This window comes from Pseudactinotalea sp. Z1748 (genome assembly GCF_049725185.1).
GTDB lineage: Bacteria > Actinomycetota > Actinomycetes > Actinomycetales > Beutenbergiaceae > CALKWS01.
The window spans coordinates 48,275-72,703 of sequence record NZ_JBMPQB010000011.1; the positions used below are offsets into that span (position 1 = coordinate 48,275).

20 protein-coding genes and 2 pseudogenes are annotated in these 24,429 nt (G+C 63.9%); 19 read left to right on the forward strand and 3 right to left on the reverse strand.

What is annotated here, in order from left to right; genetic code table 11:
• The first annotated feature begins 2 nt into the window (after window positions 1-2).
• The 6 genes from ACO0LU_RS17820 to ACO0LU_RS17845 all read left to right on the forward strand — a co-directional run bounded on the left by ACO0LU_RS17820 (window position 3) and on the right by ACO0LU_RS17845 (window position 8,898).
• Window positions 3-1,601 (forward strand): FAD-dependent oxidoreductase, encoded by a 1,599-nt coding sequence (locus ACO0LU_RS17820; protein WP_424792738.1) that lies wholly within the window; start codon window positions 3-5, stop codon window positions 1,599-1,601.
• A gap of 21 nt (window positions 1,602-1,622) precedes the next feature.
• The gene (locus ACO0LU_RS17825) at window positions 1,623-2,303 is read left to right on the forward strand and encodes a hypothetical protein (protein WP_424792698.1); all 681 of its coding nucleotides are present in this window, start codon (window positions 1,623-1,625) and stop codon (window positions 2,301-2,303) included.
• Window positions 2,304-2,428: 125 nt separating this feature from the next.
• The gene (locus ACO0LU_RS17830) at window positions 2,429-2,770 is read left to right on the forward strand and encodes a hypothetical protein (RefSeq protein ID WP_424792699.1); all 342 of its coding nucleotides are present in this window, start codon (window positions 2,429-2,431) and stop codon (window positions 2,768-2,770) included.
• A gap of 494 nt (window positions 2,771-3,264) precedes the next feature.
• Window positions 3,265-5,397, forward strand: coding sequence for a site-specific DNA-methyltransferase (locus tag ACO0LU_RS17835; RefSeq protein WP_424792700.1), 2,133 nt, complete (start codon window positions 3,265-3,267; stop codon window positions 5,395-5,397).
• Complete coding sequence (locus ACO0LU_RS17840; protein ID WP_424792701.1) at window positions 5,397-7,976, forward strand: DEAD/DEAH box helicase; 2,580 nt, start codon at window positions 5,397-5,399, stop codon at window positions 7,974-7,976. Before ACO0LU_RS17835 ends, ACO0LU_RS17840 begins: the two co-directional genes overlap by 1 nt.
• Before the next feature lies 1 nt (window position 7,977).
• The gene (locus ACO0LU_RS17845) at window positions 7,978-8,898 is read left to right on the forward strand and encodes a toll/interleukin-1 receptor domain-containing protein (protein WP_424792702.1); all 921 of its coding nucleotides are present in this window, start codon (window positions 7,978-7,980) and stop codon (window positions 8,896-8,898) included.
• On the opposite strand, the gene ACO0LU_RS17850 is transcribed toward ACO0LU_RS17845, so the two are convergent.
• Window positions 8,861-9,268 (reverse strand): NERD domain-containing protein, encoded by a 408-nt coding sequence (locus ACO0LU_RS17850; RefSeq protein WP_424792703.1) that lies wholly within the window; start codon window positions 9,266-9,268, stop codon window positions 8,861-8,863. The two genes, ACO0LU_RS17845 and ACO0LU_RS17850, sit on opposite strands and share 38 nt — an antisense overlap.
• Before the next feature lie 52 nt (window positions 9,269-9,320).
• On the opposite strand from ACO0LU_RS17850, the gene ACO0LU_RS17855 reads away from it, so the two are divergent.
• The 4 genes from ACO0LU_RS17855 (at window position 9,321) to ACO0LU_RS17870 (ending at window position 13,134) form a co-directional block, all read left to right on the forward strand.
• Entirely contained in the window at window positions 9,321-9,587 is a 267-nt protein-coding gene (locus ACO0LU_RS17855) for a DUF433 domain-containing protein (protein WP_424792704.1), read from the forward strand.
• A 4-nt stretch (window positions 9,588-9,591) separates the two neighbouring features.
• Window positions 9,592-9,717 (forward strand): hypothetical protein, encoded by a 126-nt coding sequence (locus ACO0LU_RS17860; protein ID WP_424792705.1) that lies wholly within the window; start codon window positions 9,592-9,594, stop codon window positions 9,715-9,717.
• A 445-nt stretch (window positions 9,718-10,162) separates the two neighbouring features.
• A complete protein-coding gene (locus ACO0LU_RS17865) occupies window positions 10,163-11,053 on the forward strand; it encodes an HNH endonuclease (RefSeq protein WP_424792706.1) in 891 nt (296 codons plus the stop codon).
• A 431-nt stretch (window positions 11,054-11,484) separates the two neighbouring features.
• Complete coding sequence (locus tag ACO0LU_RS17870; protein WP_424792707.1) at window positions 11,485-13,134, forward strand: DNA/RNA helicase domain-containing protein; 1,650 nt, start codon at window positions 11,485-11,487, stop codon at window positions 13,132-13,134.
• Here the strand turns inward: ACO0LU_RS17870 and ACO0LU_RS17875 are convergent.
• Window positions 13,076-13,426: a nucleotide pyrophosphohydrolase gene (locus ACO0LU_RS17875; RefSeq protein ID WP_424792708.1), complete on the reverse strand. Its 351-nt coding sequence runs from the start codon at window positions 13,424-13,426 to the stop codon at window positions 13,076-13,078. The two genes, ACO0LU_RS17870 and ACO0LU_RS17875, sit on opposite strands and share 59 nt — an antisense overlap.
• Before the next feature lie 685 nt (window positions 13,427-14,111).
• A complete protein-coding gene (locus tag ACO0LU_RS17880) occupies window positions 14,112-15,257 on the reverse strand; it encodes a mandelate racemase/muconate lactonizing enzyme family protein (protein WP_424792709.1) in 1,146 nt (381 codons plus the stop codon).
• Window positions 15,258-15,452: 195 nt separating this feature from the next.
• On the opposite strand from ACO0LU_RS17880, the gene ACO0LU_RS17885 reads away from it, so the two are divergent.
• The 9 genes and pseudogenes from ACO0LU_RS17885 to ACO0LU_RS17925 all read left to right on the forward strand — a co-directional run bounded on the left by ACO0LU_RS17885 (window position 15,453) and on the right by ACO0LU_RS17925 (window position 24,377).
• On the forward strand, window positions 15,453-16,535 hold the full coding sequence (locus ACO0LU_RS17885) for a DctP family TRAP transporter solute-binding subunit (RefSeq protein ID WP_424792710.1): 1,083 nt from the start codon (window positions 15,453-15,455) through the stop codon (window positions 16,533-16,535).
• A gap of 7 nt (window positions 16,536-16,542) precedes the next feature.
• On the forward strand, window positions 16,543-17,046 hold the full coding sequence (locus tag ACO0LU_RS17890; protein ID WP_424792711.1) for a TRAP transporter small permease: 504 nt from the start codon (window positions 16,543-16,545) through the stop codon (window positions 17,044-17,046).
• Window positions 17,043-18,314 (forward strand): TRAP transporter large permease, encoded by a 1,272-nt coding sequence (locus ACO0LU_RS17895; protein ID WP_424792712.1) that lies wholly within the window; start codon window positions 17,043-17,045, stop codon window positions 18,312-18,314. The genes ACO0LU_RS17890 and ACO0LU_RS17895 overlap by 4 nt, the downstream gene beginning before the upstream one ends.
• Window positions 18,315-18,338: 24 nt before the next feature.
• Window positions 18,339-19,319 (forward strand): phosphotriesterase family protein, encoded by a 981-nt coding sequence (locus tag ACO0LU_RS17900; RefSeq protein WP_424792739.1) that lies wholly within the window; start codon window positions 18,339-18,341, stop codon window positions 19,317-19,319.
• Window positions 19,316-20,257: an NAD(P)-dependent oxidoreductase gene (locus tag ACO0LU_RS17905; protein WP_424792713.1), complete on the forward strand. Its 942-nt coding sequence runs from the start codon at window positions 19,316-19,318 to the stop codon at window positions 20,255-20,257. Before ACO0LU_RS17900 ends, ACO0LU_RS17905 begins: the two co-directional genes overlap by 4 nt.
• A gap of 75 nt (window positions 20,258-20,332) precedes the next feature.
• Window positions 20,333-20,578, forward strand: a pseudogene (locus ACO0LU_RS17910) (GntR family transcriptional regulator); the annotation flags it as partial.
• 24 nt (window positions 20,579-20,602) lie between these two features.
• Window positions 20,603-21,055 (forward strand): FCD domain-containing protein, encoded by a 453-nt coding sequence (locus ACO0LU_RS17915; protein WP_424792740.1) that lies wholly within the window; start codon window positions 20,603-20,605, stop codon window positions 21,053-21,055.
• Between the two features lie 1,545 nt (window positions 21,056-22,600).
• A pseudogene (locus tag ACO0LU_RS17920) lies at window positions 22,601-23,956 on the forward strand (PD-(D/E)XK nuclease family protein); the annotation flags it as partial.
• Window positions 23,957-24,029: 73 nt separating this feature from the next.
• The gene (locus tag ACO0LU_RS17925) at window positions 24,030-24,377 is read left to right on the forward strand and encodes a hypothetical protein (protein WP_424792741.1); all 348 of its coding nucleotides are present in this window, start codon (window positions 24,030-24,032) and stop codon (window positions 24,375-24,377) included.
• The last annotated feature ends 52 nt before the right edge of the window (window positions 24,378-24,429 follow it).

The following is a 24,429-nucleotide window of genomic DNA, read 5'->3' on the forward strand; positions in this document are numbered from 1 at the left end:
AGATGCGCGTGGATGTGCTTGTCGTCGGTGGGGGGCTCGGAGGGATAGCGGCAGCACTCGCCGCCGCCGAGGGTGGCGCCCGGGTGGCGATGACGGAGGAGTCGGAGTGGTTGGGTGGGCAGTTGACCACCCAACTCGTACCTCCGGACGAGCATCCGTGGATCGAGCAGTTCGGCGCCACCCGCACCTACCGGCGTCTGCGTGAGGGAATCCGCGACTACTACCGCAGGCACTATCCGTTGCGTTCAGCGTCTCGGGACGTGGTCGCCCTGAATCCAGGCGCGGGCGGCGTGGGACCGCTGTGCCACGAACCGCGGGTGGCGCTCTCGGTCATCGAGGCACAACTAGCGCCCTGGGTGGCCGCCGAGCGGATCACGGTGCTGCGCGAGCACGTGCCCATCCGGGCCGACGTCGAAGCAGACAGGGTGCGTGCCGTTACCTTCAAGGATGCTCGAGGCGGGCATGTCACCGTGGAAGCCGAGTACTTCCTCGATGCCACCGAGACCGGCGACCTGCTACCGATCACCGGCACTGAGTTCGTCACCGGGGCGGAATCCAGAGCGGACACCGGCGAGCCGAACGCGCCCGAGGTAGCCGACCCGATGAATATGCAAGCAGTCTCGGTATGTTTTGCGCTCTCCCACCATGCCGGTGAGGACCACAGCATTGCCCGGCCGGCCGACTACGCCCATTGGCGCTCTATCGCACCGGAGTGGTGGCACGGACCCCAGTTCGGATGGGTGGCGCCACATCCGCATACTCTGGCGCCCCGTACCTACGCCTTCGATCCCAATCCCGACGACGATCCTGTCGGTGTGCTTGCCGATCAGAGCAAGGATCCAGGGTCGGACGAGTTATGGACGTTCCGCCGGATCCTGGCGCGGAACCACCTGCGGTCCGGCTTCGCGGACAGCGACATCACCATCGTGAACTGGCCGATGATCGACTACCTCGGCGGGCCGGTTTTCGGCGGGGACGCAGAAGCGGATGCTGCTCACCTCGCCGCGGCCCGCGCGCAGAGCCGGAGTTTCCTGTACTGGCTCCAGACCGAGGCGCCGCGTCCCGACGGCGGAGCGGGCTGGCCGGGGTTGCGGCTTCGTCCGGATGTGGCCGGCACGAACGATGGGTTCGCTATGCGGCCCTACATCCGGGAATCACGCCGCATTCTGGGCCAGTACCGGATCACCGAACATGACGTCGCCGTCTCCGAACGCCCCGACGGCGCAAGGCGCTACCGCGACAGCGTCGGCATCGGTTCGTACCGCATTGACCTGCACCCCTCGACCGGTGGAGACAACTACATCGACGTGCCGTCCTGGCCCTTTCAGATTCCGCTGCGCGCCCTGGTGCCGCAGCGGATGCGGAATGTCCTGGCCGCAGGCAAGAACATCTCCACCACACACATCACCAATGGCTGCTACCGGCTGCACCCAGTGGAATGGAACATCGGTGAGTCGGCCGGGCACCTGGCCGCGTTCTGTCTGGACGAGGGCACCGAGCCGCATGCGGTCGCCGGTTCTGATGCGCTGGTGGGCCAGATCCAAACGCGATTGGAAAGCGCCGGGGTCGAACTCGCCTGGCCGACCATCTCCTACTACTGATCACCCACGAAGCGAGGTCCGATGAAACTGCCAGGTTCCCGATTCGGCGTACTTGTCAGCCTGCCCGCGAACGATGTCGCGTTGGCCGAAGCCGCCCGCGACGGTGGCGCTGACGGGCTCAAGGTACACGTGAACGTTTCCCACCGAGCATCCGGCACAGTGTTCGGATCCGTCGAGGAAGAGCAGGCGCAGTTGCGAGCCATCCTTGATGTCGGGCTACCCACCGGTCTGGTCGTTGGCGCCGGACAGGTCTCCTCCGACCAGATGGCTGCCGCCGCGGACATGGGCTTTGACTATTTCGACACCTACGCCACGGATGCGCCGAGCGACTATGTGCAGGCGTGCGGATCGGTCGCCCCGATGGTTGCGCTAGGCCCGGGGGACGGCCCGGAGCAGGCGCGGGCACTGGTGGGCCTTGGTATCGGAGCCCTCGAACTTTCCACGCTCGAGCCAGAGCGGTACGGCACCGACCTGTCCTTGGCGACTCTCGCCCGGCTGCGGGCAGTCGCTTCGGCTGTCAACGTCCCTGTCGTCGTGCCGACTCAGCACCATCTGCAGGCTTCCGACCTCAGCCTGTTGGCCGACGCGGGCGCTGCGGCTGTGCTCCTTGGTGCGGTGGTTCTGGGTAAGGTCGCGACTGATTACACAAGCAAACTCGAGCCGTATGTGGCGGCCGCCACGAACTGCGGCGTCTCCACCTGAGCGAGCGGCGAAGCATGCGCAGGTCTAGCGCCCAACGGGCCGTCCTGCGGAAGCCTCACTCCGGCAAAGTCCATCGTGTGGCGGACCACAGAGCATGCTCATCCTCAGTCGGCCGAGCGCCCTGAATGGGAGTCCCCCTGGTGGCGGCGCTGGCTGTGGCGCTGGTGGTGATCAGCTTCCAGGTGCGGACCCTGCCGGCCATCATGGGGGCCGGACTGACGTTCGAGGAGTCGGTGCCGGCCCTGGTCGAGCCGTGGCTGGAGTTGGCCGCCGAGTTGGCGCTCTTGATAGGGTTGCCGATGCTGTTGGGGGCGTTCCTCGGCCAGCGCCGAGCCCTGGTGGCCACGTTGCGCGAACGGGCCAGGCGGGCCGAGGAGGAGCAGCGCGATGAGCCCGCTGAGTCAAACAGCACCCGTTTTGTGTTGGCAAGGATGCGTTCCACCCGGTCGCCCGGGCACGTGTGTTGAGTTACCCCCGAACACCACACAACGCGTTCCCGCAGATCAGCGATTCAGAACCGTCGCCGATGTTGCCTCAGTCCGCAGCCGTGCGCACCAGTGCTCCTCTCGACTGGAGCAGGCATGGCACGCTGCACGCCCCTCGAACCACTGGCTTGGGCGTATCTGTTAAAGAACGCCGGTGTCGAAACCGAGACCAAGCCTGATGTGATGTTGCAGCACTATGTCGCTCTCGCAGTCGACAGTGACCATCCACTCTCTCCCCAAGCGACCAGAACACTCATCATGGCAGCCGCGGACGAGACTTGGCGTCGCACCCAGGAGGCTGGACCGTGTCATCTGGTGGCACGAGAGCCCCTTCGCGGGGTGAGTCCGCAACCGGTGTGATGGCGTCACCCGAGTGTCCTCACTGCTCGATAGAGTAATGGCAGAAGCGATATGACCCGGCTGCAGGGACCACACTGCTACCGCTGGTCTACCTACAGCCCACGGGGAGGCAGCCGTTGTCGAGGCTGACAGAATTGCTGCGTCAGGCACGTAAAGCGGATCCGCAACTGGGCGCTGACCTCGAAGCAGAGATCGGGGCGTTGACCAAGCGACGCACCTTCGGCCTGGTCTTCGAGCGGCACCAGCCCGAGGCGGTGGAGTTGCCGGGCCGTCAGGTTCGTCGTGGCGACAAGGTGCGGGTACTGCCATCGCGCGGGGAGGTCAAGGCGGGTGATCAGCGGCTGTGGCGCGTGGCCCGTATCGAACGCACCGACGAGGGCTGGGTGGCGCACCTGGTGGAATTGGACGCCGACGAGCCGGAGACCCAGGTGGCCGGCGTGCAGGACCTGGTGTTCGTCGCCGCCTTCCGCGATCGGCTCTATCCAGGGTTGGTGGAGACCGGCAGGGTTGAACGCGGTGGGGCCGACAAGCCGTTCCACACGGTGATCAACGCCGAGAACTACCACGCCCTGGAGATGCTCACCTACACGCATCGCGGCAAGGTCGACGCGATATATATCGATCCTCCCTATAACACCGGTGCCCGGGACTGGAAATACAACAACAACTATGTGGAGGGCGACGACGACTATCGCCACTCCAAGTGGCTCGCCTTCATGGAGCGGCGACTAAAAATCGCCCGCGACTTACTCAACCCCGACGACTCGGTGCTCATCGTCACCATTGACGAGAAGGAAGTACATCGGTTGGGACTACTTCTTGAACAGACCTTCCCAGACGCACGAATCCAAATGATTAGCACGGTAATTAATCCAGCAGGAGTCAGTCGAGGAGGAGCGTTCGGCCGCCTTGATGAGTATATCTTCATTGCAAGGATCGGTGCAGCGCAGGCTCAACGGGTTAAACTCGGCGATGAATGGCGAGTGAATCCAAAGGACAAGCGTACTACAAAACTGCATTGGTCGATGCTCAATCGAACAGGTACAAATGCCCGGCGAACGGATCGCCCAAACCTGTTTTACCCGATATTCCTTGACGAATCAGGTACGAAAATCGTCGAAGTTGGGGAAGCTATACCGCTCGATAGTGCGAGGTTCTCAGCCGAGCCCGATTCTGACCGAGTCGCCGTATGGCCGATCCGTCGAAATGGATCCGAAGGAAATTGGCAGATATCCCCAGCGGCGTTACGTAAGGCCCTTGCAAAAGGGTATGTGCGAGTGGGACGCCCTAGGGGGGAAGACACAACGATATCCTACTTGAAGGCTGGCGAGCGGGCTAAAATCGAGAACGGAACGTTTCCGATTGTTTCTAGAAGAGATGATGGGTCAGTTGTCACCGACGCTTCGCTCCAAGAATTCCTGCCCGGTACTGCATGGCGGATACCTTCGCACGACTCCTCCCGACATGGTTCAAGTCTGGTTCGTAGATTCATTCCGAATCGACGGTTTCCCTTCCCGAAATCCCTCTACGCTGTCGAGGACGCGCTTCGATTCTTCGTCAAAGATAAGCCTGACGCCTTAGTTCTTGACTTCTTCGCTGGCTCGGGTACCACCGCACACGCGGTCATGCGGCTCAACAAGCAGGATGGTGGCCGTCGTAAGTGCATTTCGGTCACCAACAACGAAGTCTCCGCAGAAGAACAGCACCGGCTCCGTAAGCAGGGACTGCGCCCTGGTGACCCGGAGTGGGAAGCGCTGGGTATCTGTGACTACATCACCAAGCCGCGCGTCACCGCGGCCATCACCGGCAAGACCCCTGAGAGCGAGCCGATCAAGGGTGAATACCGGTTCACCGATGAGTTCCCCATGGCGCAGGGGTTTGCGGAGAACGCGGCGTTCTTCACCCTCACGTACGAATCCCCGTTGTCGGTGAAGCATCATCGGGCGTTCGAGCGAATCGCGCCGATGTTGTGGTTGCGTGCGGGTGCCTGGGGTCGGGTGATCACCGACCTGGGCGAGGACGGTTGGGATGTGGCCGATTCCTACGCGGTGTTGGAGAACGTGGATCAGTCCGCGGATTTCCTGGCCCGGTTAGTCGAAGTGGATGGCGTGGAGACCGCGTTCATCGTCACCGATGATGACAGCGCGTTTCAGATGGTGTGCCGGGACCTGCCCGCCGGTGTGCGTCCGATCCGGTTGTATGAGTCCTATCTGCAGAACTTCCAGATCAATTCCGGAAGGGACCGCTGATGCGTTACACGCTGAAGGACTACCAGGCGGATGCCGTGGCTGATGTGCTGCGGAACTTGGCGCAGGCTCGGGATATGTATGACCGTCACGGGTCGGTTTCGCAGTTCTCCCTGACCGCCACCACTGGTGCGGGCAAGACGGTGATGGCCTCGGCGGTGATCGAGGCGTTGTTCTTCGGTTCCGATGAGTTCGACTTCCCCGCTGACCCCACGGCCACGGTGTTGTGGTTCTCTGATTCGCCGGACCTGAACGAGCAGAGCCGGGCACGGATCCAGGCCGCGGCCAGTGAGTTGGATTCGCGGCTGCGGGTGATCGAGACAACCTTTGCCGAGGACCGGCTGCGCCCGGGCAACGTGTACTTCCTCAACACCCAGAAACTGTCGAAGAACTCCCGGCTGGTGCGCGGGACACCCGAGGCTGCACCGGGGCAGGATCCGCTTTTCGACGCCCCCCGCCCGGATCTGGTGCAGCAGAACATCTATGACGTCATCACCAACACGGTGGCCGATGAGGACACCACGTTGTACTTCGTGCTCGATGAGGCCCACCGCGGGATGGGGACCTCGACCAAGGACCGGCGCACAATCGTGCAGCGGTTGATCAACGGTCAGGGCAGCGTGCCGCCGATGCCGATCGTGTTCGGTATCTCTGCGACGGTGGAGCGGTTCCAGGAGGCGATGAAAGACGCCACCGCCCGCACCGCGCTCCCACCGGTGCTGGTGGACTCGGCCTTGGTACAGGCCAGTGGTCTGTTGAAGGATGACATCGTGCTGTCCATCCCGGCTGAGGACGGGGAGTTCGACACGGTGCTGCTACGCCGAGCGGTGGAGAAGATCAAGGCGGCCAGCCGTGCCTGGGCCGATTACGCCGTCGAGCAGGAAGAGCCTGACCCGGTGCGCCCGCTGCTGGTGGTCCAAGTGGGTGATAAGCCCACCGAGGAGGTGCTGGTGCGCACGCTGGATACCATCTATGAGGAGTGGCCGGCACTGGGCTTCGACGCGGTGGCGAACGTGTTCGGCGAACGGCAGAACCTCACGGTCGCTCAGCAGGTGGTCCCCTACATCGAGCCGCAACGGGTCCAAGACCAATCCCACATTCGGGTGCTGTTGGCCAAGTCGGCGATCTCCACCGGGTGGGACTGCCCCAGGGCCGAGGTGCTGGTCTCCTTCCGCCCGGCCCGGGATGCCACCCACATCACCCAACTGCTGGGGCGGATGATCCGCACCCCGCTGGCCCGGCGCATCCCGGGAAATGAACTGTTGAACTCGGTGGACTGCCTGCTGCCGTACTTCGAACGCAACACCGCCACCTCAGTGGCCCGGATGCTGATGAAGGGCGCGACGTCGACCGATGATGAGGACACCGACACCGGAGGCGGGGAGGGCCGCCGGGTGCTGTTCGACCCGGTGGAGTTGCCCCCCAACCCCGACATCGAGGACGCGGTGTGGGCCGCCTTCGATGAGTTACCCACGGTCACCATCCCGCGGCGTGAGTCCAAACCGATCCGCCGGCTCACTGCGCTGGCGATGGCGATGTCCAAGGACGGACTCATCGACGACGCGGTGGACAAAGCCCACCGTCACCTGCACAGGGCGCTCGATGGGCGCCGGGTGCAGTACCAGGAGCAGGTCGCCAAATCCCGCCAGGACGTGCTGACCATGAGCGGTGAGGAGGTCCGAGGCCGCATCGGCGGCGGCGTGACGTATCAGTCATTCCAGGAATCAGCCGACCCGCGGGCGATCGAGGACGCCTACCGCGCCGCCACCCGCGCGCTCTCCCCCGCGTTGTGCTCCTCCTACGTCGACCACCTCGTGGGCCCCGGTGATGACGAGGAGGACCTGCTGGAAGCCAACATCGTCGTCGCCGCCCTCGGGCGCGTGCCGGAGATCGCTGAGGCGGTGGAAGTCGAAGCCGACCAGCTGGCCCGGCAGTGGCTGAACCACACCCGCGTGGCCCGTAAGGGGCTCAGCGATGAGCGCCAGGCCGAGTACGACGGTTTAGAGGCCCAGTCCAGCCAACCCGAACGCATCAGCCTCACCCGCCCTAAAGCCGCTCAGGCCGACACCAAGGAACGTCTGCCCGACGGCAGCGAGCGCGAACTACCCACCCGCACACTGCACCTGATGGCAGCCGAGGACGGCACCGTGCCGGTGGACCTGAATGAGTGGGAACGGCGCGTGCTGGACTCTGAGATGAACCAGCCCGGGTTCAAAGGCTGGTACCGCAACCCAGAACGAGCGACCAAGGAGTCCCTGGCGATCGCCTACCAAGATGGGACCGGCACCTGGAAGGCATTACGCCCGGACTTCATCTTCTTCGCCACCCGCCACGACGGCACGGTCGCCGCCGACCTAGTTGACCCCCACGGCCACCACCTGGCCGATGCACTACCGAAGTTGCGCGGACTGGCAGAGTTCGCCGAGAAGTTCGCAGACAACTTTCGCCGCATCGAATCCGTCGCCGAGACCGGTGGCGCGCTGCGCGTCCTGGACTTCACTAAGCCCCACGTGCGCGCCGCCATCGGAGAGGCTCACAGTGCTAAGAGTCTGTACGAGTCTGACATCGCGAGCGACTACTGAAATGTCCATACCAATCGCTTCTGCCTTCATCAGTTACTCCCACCAGGACAGGGACATGGTTTACTCGGTGGCCGAAGCACTCCAGGCGGACGACATTCACGTGTGGCTGGACGAATGGGATGTGCGCACCGGCGATTCTTTGGTGGAGCGGATCTCGGCGGCCATCCACGCGGTCGACTTTGTCATGGCTTTCATCTCGGCGGCCAGCGTGGGCAGCGAATGGTGCCGGAAGGAAATATCGCTCGCGATGACCGGCGAACTTGCGGACAGGGGCGTGAAGGTCCTGCCCGTCAGGGTCGATAACGTCACGATGCCATCCTCATTGAAAGATAAGAAGTACCTTGATGCTACGGGGCTGGGATCTGACGAAATCAAGGATCGCCTCGCCACCGACATGCATGCCCATCTGCGCCCCGGACGGACCCTCCCGCCACGACGAGTGCGATCCAAATCTGCTGGGCCATCGCCCGTGGAGGACGGGCCTATCCGGATCGTCGGAGTCGACGCCCAGGGCATCACCTCCCCGCGGAATGACGGCACGCCCGGCTCGGCCCTGTACCGAGTTCCGATTCTTCTATCCCAACAGCCGGATCAGGAGTGGGCTGAACTGATGGAACAGAATTGGGACCGCCCGCCCCGGCACACCAGCATGCACAGACCGGGGATCGGTTCGGTGTCGGGAAGGACGTTCGTCCTCGACGGGACGACGCTGGAAGAGGTCGAGCAGCACCACCTGGAGACCTTGGAGCACGCCATCGGTAGGACGAACCAGCAATATGAGGAGACCGCCCGGCGACAACGCGCACAACAGGATGCCGCTGCTGTAGCCCAGCAGAAGCATGAGTCTCAAGTCGCCTCCGCGCTGGAGCGACTCAACGCCCGCTTCACCGAAGGCACACCCGAATCCGGCGAGCAGTCGTAGCCGATGCGGTGAGGGCCGGGGGAGTCCTCGGCGGGTTTCCCACGGCGTAGTTAGCGTGGTCATCGCTGCGCAGGATGCCGGAGTAGTACTTGAGTTCGATCAGGTGCAGTTGGTCCTTGGCCAGGACCAGCAGGTCGACCTCGTGCGAGCGGCCGCGGCCGTCCCGGAACTCGAAGTTGGACCAGGCCCGGTAGGGAGATTGGTTCGGGAGGAACTCCCGGATGTGCTTCAGGCCTAGGACCTCATCGATCGAGCGCCGTTCCGCCGGATGACGCAACTCCGCAGCGAGATACTGCTGCAAGGATTGGCCGCGTTGCGCCGCGTTGCGCCGCTTTGCGTTGCAACGCGGCATGAACGTCGTCGGGGACATCGCGGAACGTCTGGAAACTGCGACTTCGGTCGCTACCGCGGTCGGACGGTTGATGGTTGTCGGCACCCGCGTGCCGCTAGAGACGTTGATTGCCGCCTTCAAGCCGGGGCAGTCGCCGGAGGCTATCCACGAGTCGTATGACACGGTGCCACTGGCCGACGTCTACGCCGTGCTTGCGTATTACCTGCACCACCGGGCGGAGGTCGAAGCGTATCTCTCCGAGCGGGAGCGGCATGACTCCAAGATCCGAGCACGGATCGAGGCCGAGTACCCGACCGACGGGTTGCGAGCGAAGCTCCTAGCCCGGATGGGCACGTGAGGCGATGGCCGGAGTTTTCATTGCCCCGGCGACGATGCCCGTCGGGACGGTCATCGCTGACCTCGTGGTCGTCGCGCAGGCCAGTGTCAACGCCGACTGGGAGGGACGCGTCACCTACTTGCCGCTGTAGTCACAAACCCAGCCCGTACTCATTCTTAGGTGCATCACCTGACTTCAGACGCCGGGGATGGTGTGCTGGTGCCCGGGAAAAGCGCATCGGAAAGAGTGTCACGGACAGTGCCGAAGCCCGATCTCATCCTGGTTGGATACCGACCACGCCCAGCGCCGGCGCATTCTTGAGGTGGTGAACTTGCTCTCGACCCGGTCCCTTTCGGCGAGTCCCTGAATCCGATATCGCACTAGACTCCCCACCACTGCGGTTCGACGGACTTCTGCTCTCCAGACACGTCCCCTCCGCGCGATGACGCGCGTTCACTGACACGTCGAGAACCTTCGTAACGACGCCGTCGTCGGTCGGTCGGCTGAGGCCGACTCGGTAATGACGGAACAGCGGAACGACAGGCTTCCAATTCACGGACATGCCTCCCCCGCCTCAAAGCGGATGAGGGACATGCATGACGAGTTGGGTGCTCACTATCGCCTCCGACTATCCACAACACTGGGACATCGCCAAGGAAGAGCTGCTGTGGGATATGACCAATCACCGGCAGATCGAGCAGGACGACGTAGTCTACTTCTGGCTAGCGGGACACAATCAATTCCTGGGCCCCGCCGAGGTCGCACGGCCTGCGGCCCGGCTGAGCGGTGACGAGAAACTTCCATGGCACGACGACGGCGAGCGCCGGTACCGGACGCGAATCCACTTCTCCTGGGCCGCTGATGCTGTGGTGGGAGAGGTCCGGTGGAAGGAGGTGCAAGAGCAAACAGGCATCACACAGGGGCTGAATACGATCCCCCATACTGCTGACCCACGGGCTGAGGAATGGCTCGCAAGCCTGTTCGAGCCCGTCGATGAGATCGAGGCCACATTCGGGAGCGAGGATGTGGGGATAGCCGGGGTGCGCGGGCCCGACACCAGAAAGCGCCTATTACGACCCATGAGGGAGCGCCGGGGGCAACCTGCCTTCCGAAGCGCACTCCTGCGGGCGTACGCACAACGCTGCGCAGTCACCGGCTCGACGACGAAACTTGTCCTCGAGGCAGCGCACATTCAGCCGTACCGAGGTGAGCACACCAACGTCGTTCCGAACGGCCTGCTCTTGCGTTCCGACATCCACACGCTGTTCGACCTGCACCAGTTGACAGTCGTCAAAGAGGGCGATGCCTATCGCGTACGGGTGAGCCCCGACCTTGACGAAGACCTCTATCGGGCACTGGACCACCAACCACTCGCAGCCCTGCCCGTCGCGCCTCGCGACCGGCCGGGCAACGAGGTGCTGGAGCAGCACAACCAGCGATGTGAATGGCTGACCCCCTCAAGGATCGACTTGTTCCCCACGCAATAGCAGGCGTGTGACTGCAGCATGCTGCCAATCCAGGCGCCGCTACTGCACTAACGTGGGAGTGAGCGGTACCGACGGACTTCGGCGATCCGACACGTCCCCCACCGCACGGAAATCTCGTGCTGCCCGAGGGGACGTCACACGTGTCGGCATACCGGCTGTCCGCGCGCTCATTGCTCGACCAGACCCATCCTGAACCCTCACGCGTGGAGCAGGCACTGGCCCACTATCTCGCTTACGCAGGCGTGGGGGTCGGGCCCGCTGAACGCGCCTCCTGGCGCAACTCCCTGCCGGTCCTGGCTCAAGACCTCCGCGATGCCGGTCTAGAGCGAGTCGAGGTCCTCATCGAGCACCGCCTTCCGCTGACCAGCAAACGCACCGACGCGATCCTGGCCGGGGTGCACCCGCGAACCGGCGAGCCCTCCTTCCTCATCGTGGAACTGAAGCAATGGTCCCGCGCCCGCAGTTGGGACGGTGAAGCCGCCCTGGTGGATGTGCACGGTGCGCCCTACCGACCGTCGCTGCATCCCAGCGTGCAAGTCGGCGGCTACCGGGATTACCTTCGCGACTTCATGGGCCTCCTTGGGGATCCGAGCACCCATCTGGACGGGGTGGCCTACTTGCATAACGCCACCGACGACGGCGTCTCCGATCTGTGGCATCCCGAGGCGATCCAAGAAGCCCCGATGTTCACTGCCGAGCGGCGAGGGGGCTTCCTGGAACACCTGCACAGTAGGTTCAGCGACCAACCCGGCGCCGAGGCCGCGGATATGTGGTTGAGGTCCAAGATCGCACCTTCGAAGAAGCTCCTCACAGTGGCTGCTGAAGAGATCCGCGAGCGCGAACAGTTCGTTCTCCTCGATGAACAACGGCTCAGTTATGAACTGGTGCTGCGCGAGGTGGAACGTGCACGGACCGAGAACACCAAGACAGCAGTGGTGATCTCCGGGGGCCCGGGTTCGGGAAAGAGCGTCATCGCGTTGTCACTACTGGGTGAGCTTGCGCGGCAGGGACGATCCGTTTTGCACGCCACCGGTTCGAAGAGTTTCACGCAGACCCTCCGCAAAGTCGCGGGGTTTCGCTCCCGCTCCACCCAAGCGCTTTTCAAGTACTTCAACTCGTTCATGGAGGCCGAGAAAAACGGTCTTGACGTGCTCATCCTGGATGAAGCGCACCGGATCCGGGAAACCTCGGTCAATCGGTACACCCCGAAGCAAGTCCGCGACCGCGCTCGCCTTCAAGTCGATGAACTGATCGACGCCGCACGTGTTCCGGTCTTCCTGCTGGATGAGCATCAGGTGGTACGCCCCGGCGAGGCGGGAGACGTGGAACTCATCACCGGGCGCGTACAAGCCCACGGTATCCAGATCCGTCACGTCAACCTGAACGATCAGTTCCGTGCCGGTGGCAGCCAAGCCTATGTGGACTGGGTGCTGCGTCTCCTTGGTCTCTCCGAGCGTTCAGATGAGCCAGGACCCGGTGAGGTGGCACGTTGGAGCGGTGACGATCGGTACGCGTTGGAGATTGTGAGTTCGCCGCAGGACCTGGAGTCCCGTATCCGGACGCTGAATGCCGGCGGTGACACCGCGCGCATGACAGCAGGGTTCTGCTGGCCATGGAGTGATCCCACCAAGGACGGCAGGTTGGTGGCTGACGTTCGGATCGGTGATTGGGCCCGTCCGTGGAACGTGAAATCCGATCGCCGCGTGGGGGAAGCACCGCCGTCGCATCTATGGGCTACAGAACCGGGCGGTATTGATCAGGTGGGGTGCATCTACACCGCGCAGGGTTTCGAGTACGACTGGAACGGCGTGATTCTTGGCGAAGACCTGGTGTGGCGGCAGGACCGGTGGGTCGCCCAACGCGACTTTAGTAAGGACCCGGCGTTCCGGTCCCGAACAGCGGTGACGGACGAGGATTTCGACCGGCTCGTGCGCAACGTCTACAAGGTGCTGCTGACGCGGGGAATGAAAGGCACAATCCTATTCTCCACTGACGCGGAGACACAGGCAATGCTCGAATCGGTCATCCCTGCTGAGCCGGCGGCTCCGAGACCTCAGGCTTCAGGAAGCGGCTCTCGTTGATCGAGAGTTTCTCGGCTGCCGCCTGCATCGCGTCGATGCCGGTCACATCCGCTAACCGGGCAAGGTAGATCAAGAGGTCGGCCATCTCGTAGGCGATACGAGTGCGCAGTTCGGCGTCCTCATGCACCAACTCCGTGCTGCGCGCCCCATCGGACCACTGGAGTTCTGCCACGAGTTCGCCGGCCTCCCCGGCGATCGCCATCGCAAGGTTCTTCGGTGTGTGGAACTGCTCCCAGTCTCGTTCCTCGGCGAACTTGCGGACGGCGGCCACCAGGGTCTCAAAGTCGGTCATCCCCGCATCGTAGGTGCCTGTGCACGCGGGAAGGTCCTATGAGTTCGTAACGGTCCTCAACCTCCGAAAGGGCTTTCGTGCCACCAGATGGCCCGGTCAAGACTCCTAGGCGCGACGCCGAGTTCATCCGCAGCAGCCAGGATGAGTTCTCTCGTGGCTTGTGGAGAGAGTGAATCACTACCGACTGCACGGGCGACGTATCGCTGCAACATGACATCCGGCTTGGTCTCGGTTTCGACACCGGCGTTCATCAAGAGGTACGCCCACGACTGTGGCCCAAGACCGTGGACGGAAACCCATGCCCGCTTAATCGCGGGATCATCAGCGCAGTCCCGGAGCGCAGCCGTGGTCGTCACCCCAACTTCAGGCGCGGCCAGCAAGCGCCAATAGTTGTCGTCTTCAAGCGAGACCACTGATCCGCCTTCCGCCCGGAGCGAGGGAGTCGCAACACCCTGAAGGGCCGCGGGTTGAGATGGAATACGCATCGCAAGGCACAGACGTGTCCTAACCCCTTGCCTGGCCGCACCATCACCGCGAGTGGCTCGTCACGACGCCGCATTCGGGACGCAAGCTGGGAAGCGCGAATAGTAGGGCTGCTCTCTGAGCGGATGAGATTGATCCTCGTGCGACCAGGAAGCTCATGGATCGAACCGTGCAGAGTTGCCGAGCCGAGGCCACTAACCGATTACGTGCCCCTGAGTTGAGCGAAGTTTGGGTCGGTGGCGTATTTCTCAAGTCCTTCCGGGCTCAAGCGGTAACCGAGTCCGGGAACAGTCGGGATCGCTAGACGGCCCCTGGCATCCAGTTCCCATGAGTTCTCAGAGATGTCGTCGATGTAGGCCGAGCCCGTCTTGTACTCCACAAGGTCGGTCTCGGGCAGGGCGGAGGCGAGTTGCAAGTCGGCAGCCAATCCGATGGCGGTGTTCCACCCATGCGGAATCAGTTTGACGCCGAGTTCACTGGCCATCCAGCCGATCCTGCGGGAGTCGCTGAGTCCGCCGCCCTTAGTGACGTCTGGTTGCACGATATCGAATGCTCCTCCTGAGAGGAACGGCAGGAAGGCCTGACGTCGCGTAAGGACCTCGCCACCCGCAATTGGCACCGGCGATTGGCGCCGCAGTTCAGCGAAGTCCGTCACCAGATCTGGAGGTAGCGCCTCCTCGAACCAGGCTACCGAATAGTCAGCGAGCATCTTGGAGGTCCGGATCGCCCACTTCAACCTACCCGGGAAGTCGGCATCGGAACCGCCTGCATCGACTGCAAGTAGAGCGTCCTCGCCAACTGCCTCGCGCGCGGCGGCGACAATCGTCTCGTCGGTTTTGCTGTCAACTCGCCCGAAGTCTCCCCAACCGATCTTGAACGCACGGAAGCCTGCCGCTGCCAACTCCTTGAGTTCGGAAGCAAGGAGTTCGGGGCGCTGCATCAACACCGATGCGTACGGTAGGACGCTCTCCCTATAGCGCCCGCCGAGGAGAACACCGGTGGGCAGACCGGCGAACTGGCCGAGGAGGTCCCACAGCGCAGTGTCGATACCGCTGATGGTGTGCGTAATAGCCCCGCCACGTCCTAGCCAGAATGAGTTTCGGTGCAACTTCTCGGTGACGCGCTCCGTCTCACGAGGGTCCTCGCCGACCAGGAAGGGCTTCAGAAACTCGAGGGCTCCGTGGACGAGAGTGTCGCTCGTGAAACAACTCCCAACGCCTATATGGCCTGTGTCCGTCTCGATCGCGATCAGGGTGTGGACCACGTCGTCGGGTTGAAGTTCGTTTGACCAACCCCCCTCAGGGGTGCCGCCGCGCAGCCCCGTCGACCGTACTTCGGTGATTTTCATCGTGTCTCCATCGTCGGATTATTAACAATCACAGTAGCCCAATCGCCTACTGCTGTCACGTCTTGGGCGCGATAGCGCGAAGTCCTCTGACCATCGACTCCAGAAACTATTGACAATCAATACTCAGTGAACCAGACTCTTCTGCACATCACTGTGTTGCACGTCACCGTGGCCACATCAATGCAAGGAGGCATCATGAACACGACGGATCGCTGTGTCATCTCTGGGCGGGGCCGCCGTAGGGGACCGACCAAGCGGCGACTGGTTGGGGTCGCCGCGGCCTCTCTCAGCCTTGCAGTGGTTGCAGCCTGCGGAGCCACGAGTGGTGGCGACGACGAAGCGGGCGAGGCCGACGCGGAGCCTCGGACCATTCGTCTAGCCCACACTCAAGGCGACTCCCATCCACACCACGCCTGCGGTATCGACGTCATGCAGGAGGAGTTGGAGAGCGCCGATGTCGGCCTCACGCTCGAGGCCTTTCCCAACGCCCAACTCGGCTCGAACGAGGACAACCTCACGGCCATCCAGGGCGGTGAACTTGACGCGGCCCTCCCAGGAGTTGGAAGCCTCAGTGTTTTTGAGCCTCGGGTCGGTGTTCTCGAACTAGCCTTCGCCTACGAATCGTTGGACGACGTACAGGCGGTCGTCGACGGGGAAATCGGCACAGAGATTCTCGAACCGCTGCGGGAGTCCGCCAACGTGCGAGTGCTCGGACCGTTGTGGCCGCTCGGCACCCGGCACGTAACTGCGAACGTGCCGGTGACTTCGCCAGAGGATCTGAGTGGCCTGCAAATGCGATCACAGGATACTCCCAGCAGCCGGGCGACTGTGGAGGCCCTGGGTGCCTCCGCGACACCGATCAACTTCACCGAGTTGTATCTAGCCCTCTCGCAAGGCGTCGTCGACGCCCAGGAGAATCCTCTGAACCAGATCGCATTCGGCGCGTTCGAAGAAGTCCAGGACTATCTCTCCCTCACCGGGCATGTTCAGAATGCCCACGCTTTCGTGATTTCAGAGAGCACCTTCGGGGACCTGTCTGACGAGCAGCGCGAAGCACTCGAGAGCGCGGCTGTGACGGCACAGGAGGCAGCCGGCGAGTGTATCGCCGACGTCGACGCCGAACTGCTCGCGGACTGGGAAGAGCGTGGAGTCATCGAGGTCGTCCCGTCCGAGGAGATCGACTTGGAAGCCTTCCAGGCTCACGCACGGGAGATTTACAGCGACCCCAGTTACGAGGAGTTCGGCGGAGATCTCTACGACGACGTCGCGACGAACTGAAACTCCCATGAAGCGGGCTCTGGGACGTCTGAGCACGGCCTTGGGAACCGTGTCGTTGGCGGCCTCCGCGGCCTTAACGGCAGGGATCTTCCTAGTCGTCCTCGCTCAGGTGTTCTCTCGGTATGTAGTTGGTAGTCCGATTGATGGGACCGACGAGTTCGCACGGTTCCTATTCGTTTGGGCGACCTTCGTCGGGGCCGGAGCCGTGGCCGCCACCCAGGTCGGCCACATATCCACCGACATGCTGAAGACCAGGATTCCGCCCAGCGCGCTCCCGATCTACCAAGTGGTGCACCGCACACTCGTCCTCGTCGCTGCCGCGGTGGTCGCGTACGCGACCTATCGGACGGTGCAACTGACAGGCTCCCAGACCTCGGCATCGCTAGGAGTCTCGATGCGCTGGCTATACCTAGCGCCGCTCGTTGGTTTCCTCTTGGTTGCAGTCCATCAGGTAATCAACCCAGCCGAGGGCACAGCGCAAAGCGAGACCGACCCCGAGGGCCTCATATGACCCTGGTACTCGTCCTTGCGGGGTTTGTCGGCCTGCTGCTGCTGGGCACACCGATCGCTTTCGCAATCCTCATTCCCAGTTTGCTCTACTTCCTGCTCAGCCCTACTTCGTCATTGGCGAGCGTGGCTCCAACGGTGGTTTCGGGCATCGACAGTTTTCCTCTGGTCGCGGTGCCGATGTTCCTGTTATTGGGTTCGATCGCGAGTCGTACCTCGGCCACGGAGAAACTCTTCGTCGCTGCCGAGAAGAACCTGGGGAACCTGCGCGGAAGCCTTGGCTACGTCAACATCGCCACCAGCGTGGGATTCTCGTGGATGAGCGGCTCCGCAATCTCTGATGCCGCAGCCCTGAGCAGGATGCTCGTTCCCACCATGATCAAGCGCGGCTACCCGCGCGGTTACAGTCTCGGAATCACCGCGGCGTCCTCGTTGGTCTCACCCATCATGCCCCCCAGCATCGCGGCGGTCCTGTATGCCGTGGTCAGCGGTGTATCGCTTGGTGGGATGCTCCTGGCGGGAATCGGCCCCGCTCTCGTCCTGATCGCTCTCCTGTGCGCGTACACGTGGGTGTGGTCTCGATTGACTAAGGCTCCGATCCAAAGTGGCGACCGGGTGCGATCTGGGCGCCTGAAGGCCGTGCGCGACGTGCTCCCGGTCCTTGGGGCCCCGCTCATCGTTGTCGGCGGCATCTTGGGTGGGGTCTTCACGCCGACCGAGGCCTCGGCTGTCGCAGTCCTCTATCTAATACTGCTTGGCCTCATCGAGCGGTCACTCAGACTTCGGACGCTGGGCGCGGCCCTGGCTGAGACCGCGAAGGCCGTCGGGTCGATCATGCTCATCGTTGCGGCCGCCTTCGTGTTCGGCAGGATCGTGACCCTCGAAGGTGGCGCGCAGGCGCTCTCGGAGTACATGCTCTCCCTTACCGAGAGTCCACTGATCTTCCTTCTGATTGTCAACGTCACGCTCCTGCTTATAGGGATGGTGTTGGAGGCGGGGGCAGCGATCCTCCTGCTCGTGCCAATCTTGCTGCCGATGGCTACCACGTACGGGATCGATCCGCTGCACTTCGGAGCCATCGTCATCCTCGCCCTCCTACTTGGTCTCCTCACGCCACCCCTCGGTTTGTTGATCTACGTCTTAAGCGGCACTACGGACATCCCGATTTCCGACGTATTCCGCGCGGTCCCACCCGTCCTCGTACCGCTCGCGATCGGTCTTCTCCTCGTGACCTATTTGCCCACCATTAGTCTCTGGATCCCAAACCTCTAGGAGCGTGTTCCGACCGTGAATGTCATGTCAGCTACCGGGCCCGTGTCCGTCGCCGAACTTGGCCCGACCCTCATGCACGAGCACATCTACGTCAATCTCATGCGCGAGTTCCGCGGCACCGGTTTGCTGAACGACGAGCAGGAGGCGGAGGCTGAACTCATTGCATTTGCGAAACTTGGCGGTGGGACGATCCTCGATCTGACACCTGTCGAGTTGTCCGTGGGGGCCGCGCCCGACCCGGGGGACTGGCGCAGCCTCGATCGCTCGATCCCAGACCTCACCCCTCTCAGTCGAAGCGCCGGCAACGTCAAGGCTTTACGGGACCTTTCGACTCGGACCGGAGTGAGAATCATCCTTGGCACCGGTCACTACCGCGATCCCTACCTCGCTGGCACCGCGGTTGAGACCGCCGACCCGGCACAAGTCGCGGACCATATGGTCCGTGACATTGAAGAAGGCTTCAGCGGGACCGAGGTCCGGGCCGGCATCATCGGTGAGGTTGGCGCTGAACGTTGGTTTATCTCGGCGCTCGAGGAACGGTCACTACGCGCCGCCGCAATGGCACATCGTCGAACCTCCCTTCCGATCTCTACCCATGCCGCCCGCTGGCCCAATGGCCTTCTTCAACTCGAGTTGCTCGGCGAACTCGGCGTTCCGCCGGAGGCGGTGATCATCGGACATTGCGACTCGGTGAACATCCCTGAGTATCACCTTGAACTCGCCCGCCGCGGTGCCTACGTACAGTTCGACACGTTCCGAATGTCAGCCGGTCCACATTTCGAACGCCGGGTGGGATTCATCCAGAACCTAATACGGCAAGGATTTGGCGAGCAGATTCTGCTGTCCCATGACGTATGCGAGACAACCCACTTGCGAAGCAATGGTGGGGGCGGATTCACGGTAATCCTCACCGCACTGCAGCAAAGAATGGAAGCCCTGGGTCTGCAAAGTGTCTACGAGGACCTGATCGTTCACAATCCACGACGCGCGCTGGGTGGGGAGTGACTTACGTGCCGATGGTTAGGACTTGGCTCGGGCCCGTCGACATTCCCGGACTTGCGACCACTCTGAGTGATCACGGCGCGCAGTTGGTCGGCCTAAATGAGGAGCCTGAGGTCATCGTCTGGACGGAGCACGCCGGCGTTGCAGACCTGCGTGAAATTCTCGCGAGGACGGCGAGCGTCCGGTTGGTCCAGTTGCCCGCTGCCGGCATCGACGACTTCATAGAGGGCGGTGCATTGGAACGTCGCGATGTCCAATACGCAACCTGTCGTGGTGCGTTCGCGGTGCCCGTCGCCGAACACGCACTCGCTCTCGCTCTGTCAGCCCTCCGCGGGATTCCGGAGCGGGCTCGGGCGCGGAAGTGGGGAGTTCAGGGCGGGGACCTGCTGCGGGGCAAGAAGGCACTTATCGTCGGTGCGGGCGGCGTCGGCTCCGAGGTGGCCCGGCTACTACGAGCTTTTGGAGCGTCGCCGACACTAGTAGGTACACGGACCCGGTCGGTCGAGGTCGCCGGGGAGCCGCAACAGGTGCGTGTGGTTGATGAGTTACTGTCGCTGCTGCCGGCCGCGAACCTGGTAGTTCTGGCCTGCCCCCTGACTCCCCAGACAAGGGGCCTAATCGGTCCTGACGCGTTTGCTTCAATTCGCCCCGGTAGTTACCTCATCAATGTTGGCCGGGGCGCCGTAGTGCAGACCGACGCGCTGGTGGCCGCACTGCAAGATGGCACTATCCGCCGTGCAGCGTTGGACGTCACCGACCCGGAACCCCTCCCCAGCGACCATGTGCTGTGGACCCTTGACAATGTCCTGATCACCCCGCACACAGCAGATACGTTAGAGATGATCACGCCGCTGTTCATCTCACGTGCGGCAGAGAACGTCGAGCGGGATCGACTCGGTCAGCCCCTGGTAGGAGAGGTATCCCTTGACGATGGCTACTAGAGCAACCCGCGGTATGTGGTGTCCTCCCTGGAAGGGTGCGGCGGCGCACCGTTCCGAGTAAGGGAGAATGTCGTGGTGCAGGTTGAACAAGGCGGTAGCGTCCTAGAAGAACGCCTGGGTCCAGGCGTCCTTCAACGAGGTCCAGCGAGCACTGCCGTTGCAGATGCTTTGCGTAATGCCATCGTCGCAGACAGATTGCGGCCAGGGGACCGGCTCAAGCAAGAGGAGTTGATGCAGCACTTCGGGGTAAGCGTTGGTCCGGTCCGGGAGTCATTACGCACCTTAGAAAGTGAAGGGATTGTCGCATCAGTAGCGCGCAAGGGCTACCTGGTAGCTCAGGTGTCCTTGGATGAACTCGAGTTCATCCTGCCGGTGCGGCTGGTTCTGGAGGAGGTGGCCTTCCTGAGGCTCCAGAAACATAAGGACCTGCAGGTACTCGGCAAGTTGGAAGGCCGCATCGAAGCGATCCGGGAGGCAGCCGACCGAGGCAGCGTGAGCGACGTGAACGAAGCCGACCAATCCTTCCACGAGATGGTGATGACTGAATGCTCGGGATCCTCCCAGGCCATCCGGCTGTGGAGGCTCGTCATGCCCAGGGTCCGAATGCTCTTCAATATGCTGACCCCAATGCACGAAAGCCTTAACGCTGTGGCGAAGGAGCACGAGATCCTGCTCGAGGCGGTTAGGAGCGGATCACGGATTCTTCTGCAGTCTGAACTCGAGAAACACATAACTTCGCAGCCCCTTGCTTTCCTCCGGGACTGGAGCAACGCACACCCCGAAGGTCACGGACTCTGAAGGGCCCTGCGCGTGACCGCCGATGAGGTTAGGCCCGTGACGGCTCTACGAGCACCTGCGTGACAAACCTGAAACCGGCACGAAAGTCCGGACAGCCGAACTACCTCAAGCGGTGGGAACGACGTCGAGGATGGTGGTCTTGCGCATCCAGTCAGTCAACTGCTCGGTCGCCGACGAGGTCGCCCTTCCCAAAGTCCGCCGGATGTCACAGCCTCCTGTTCTAATGAAATGAACTGAGATCCGGCGCGGGGGTAGGCAATGCTGCAGCACATCACCACGGCCTATGGGCGTCCTGCGTTGGACCGGCTCCACGAACTCGTCAGCCAAGCCAAGGCCGAGGACCCGATGGCACCGGTCCTGGTGCTCGCGCCGAGCAATGTCGCCGGCACGGTGGTCCGCCGTCATCTGGCCCGCACCGGCTCATCCCACGGCCCGGGGATCGCCGGGATCGACATCACCGTCGCCGCCCGCCTAGCCGAGCAACTCGCTGCCCCGATCCTGGCCCCGCGCCGCCCCTTGACGCGCCAAGTGCTCGCCGCAGGATGGCGCCGCACCCTGGGCACCGACCCCGGGATCTTCACCGAGACCGCTGACCACCCCGCCACCGTGCAGGCACTGATGCAAGCGCACACCGAACTGCGCGACCTGTCCGCGGCCGAACTCGACCAGGTGGCCGCAGCGGGCACGGTCAGCGGTGACCTGGTCCGGTTGCACCGCCACGTCGTCACCGCGCTGGCACCGCAGTGGTATGACCGCACCGACATCCTCACCACCGCTGCAGAACACGTCCCGCAGCAACCACTCGCCGCCACCGTGCTCGTCTACCTCCCGCAAGACCTCACCGTGGCCGAGCAGTCCTTCCTGCGCGTCCTCGCCGGCCGCAACGAGGTCACCGTGCTCCTCGGTAGCACCGGGGTGGAACGCGCCGACGTCGGGCCGCACAAACTCATCGGCAGCGACCCGCCCCCGCGGCCACACACGCGCGTGCCCACCGCCACCGGGATCCTGAACACCTCCGACTCCGACGACGAAGTACGCACCGTGGTGCGCCGCGTCCTGGCCGACCTCAATCGCACCGAGGCGCACCGAGTCGCCGTGCTCTATACCGCCGCGGACTCCTACGCCGCCCTGCTGCATGACCACCTGGGGGCCGCCGGGGTGCGGATCAACGGCACCGGGTCACGCCCGATCATCGACCGGGCGCTGTCCCGCGCCGTCCTCGGGCTGCTCGACCTGGCCGCCGATGACATGCCCCGGGCCGGGTTGTTCCGCACCCTGGCCGACGCACCGTTTCGCACCGTCACCGGAGCCCGGGTGCCGGTGGCCCGCTGGGAACGCATCTCCCGGGAAGCCGGGGTGGTCGCCGGCTCCGACTGGTGCACCCGCCTGGACCGCTATATCCAGCAACAACACCTGCGCGCCGACCGCGCCCGCGAGGCCGACCACGAGGGCGGGGTGCGCTACGCCACCGCCCAGGCCGAAGCCGCCGCCGACCTGCAACAGTTCGTGCACCACCTCACCGGTGAACTCGGCCGCGCCACCCAGATGAGCACCTGGGCGGACCTGGCCACCTGGTGCCAGGACCTGATCACCACCTGCTTCGGCGAACCGGGGGACCTGACCACGCTGCCACCGCAGGAGCAGTACGCCGCCGCGGCGATCCGCACCACCCTGGGCGCCTTGAGCGTCCTCGATGACATCGACTCCACCGCTTCCCTGACCGCCCTGCGCCAAGCCCTGGACGCCGACCTCAGCGAGGCTATCCCCCGCCTGGGCCGCTTCGGCGACGGTGTGCTCGTCGCCCCGCTGTCCCACGCCGTCGGCCTGGAAGCCGATGTGGTGTACGTGCTCGGGCTGAGTGAGGACCTCTACCCCGGCCGGCCCAGCGGGGATTCGCTGCTGCCGGACCCGGTGCGCGCCGCCGTCGGCCCCCTCACCACCCTGCGGGACCGGCACGGCACCGCCTACCGGCACCTGCTGGCCGCCTTCGCCGCCGCACCGCGCGTCGTGGCCTCCTTCCCGCGCGGGGACCTGCGCAGTTCCGCCCGCCGCCTGCCCTCCCGGTGGTTGCTGGGCACCCTGCGCGAACTCGCCGGGGACACCACCCTGGCCGCCACCGACTGGGACACCGTCGGAGACCTGGGCGGGGCGCTGGCCACCTCCAGTTCCTTCTCCGCTGAACTCCTGCGCGGGCCCCACCTTGGCAGCGACCAGGAATGGCGCACCCGGGCCGCGGCCACCGAGCAGCTCAGCGACGCCGTCGTCCGCGCCGCCCAGGACACCCTGCGCGCCCGCGCCGGTGCCACCTTCACCCGCTACGACGGCAACCTCACCACCAGCACCGACCTGCCCGACTACCGCGACGGCAACCGCCCCATCTCACCCACCGCGCTGGAGCGGTACGTGTCCTGCCCGCACGCGTTCTTCGTCGACCGAGTGCTCGGGGTGCGCCCGATCGAACAACCCGAAGACCTCATCACCATCTCCCCGATGGAGATCGGCAACCTGGTGCACCGCAGCTTCGACGCGCTCGTGCACGAATTCGCTGACGACCTGCCCGGTTACGGCCAGCCCTGGTCGACCCAACACCGCACCCGGCTGATCCAGATCCTGCACGACCAAGCCGCCGCCATGGAAGCCGACGGGCTCACCGGCCACCCACGCCTGTGGCGCCGCGAACGCGACCAGCTCGAAGTGGACCTGGCCGCCATGTTGGACGCCGATGCCGCCCGCCGCGCCGAACGCCACGCCTGCGTGGCCGCCAGCGAAATGCCCTTCGGGCTGGGCGGGCACGACCCGGTCACCCTGCAAGTACCCACCGGCAACGTGCTGCTGCTCGGCAGCGCGGACAAAGTGGACCTGGGCGAGGACGGCACCGTGTACGTCACCGACATCAAAACCGGGTCGCGGAAATCCTTCGAGGCGATCAAGCCGGAGAACCCGCTCGCGGGGGGGCACCCGGTTGCAGTTGCCCGTGTATGGGCTCGCCGCGCGGGACCGGTTCGGAGCGCCGGAGACGCCGGTGCGGGCGGAGTACTGGTTCGTGCGCAAGGACCCCGGGTACGTCGGCATCGACGTGGACGCACCGGTGATCGACGCGCTGGCCGCCACCGTGGAACTGCTCACCGAGTCCATCAGTGCCGGACTGTTCCCACCACGACCGCCGCAGACACCGGACTTCATGTGGGTGCAGTGCCCCTACTGCAACCCCGACGGCATCGGGCACGCCACCGCCCGCGAACGCTGGGAACGCCAACGCCACGACCCGGACCTTGCCCACCTGGTCGCACTGCTGGAACCCGAGGCACTGGAGGACGAATGAGCACCGACCAGGCCCTGGCGCTCCGGGACCAGGGCGTGCGGGACCGGATCAC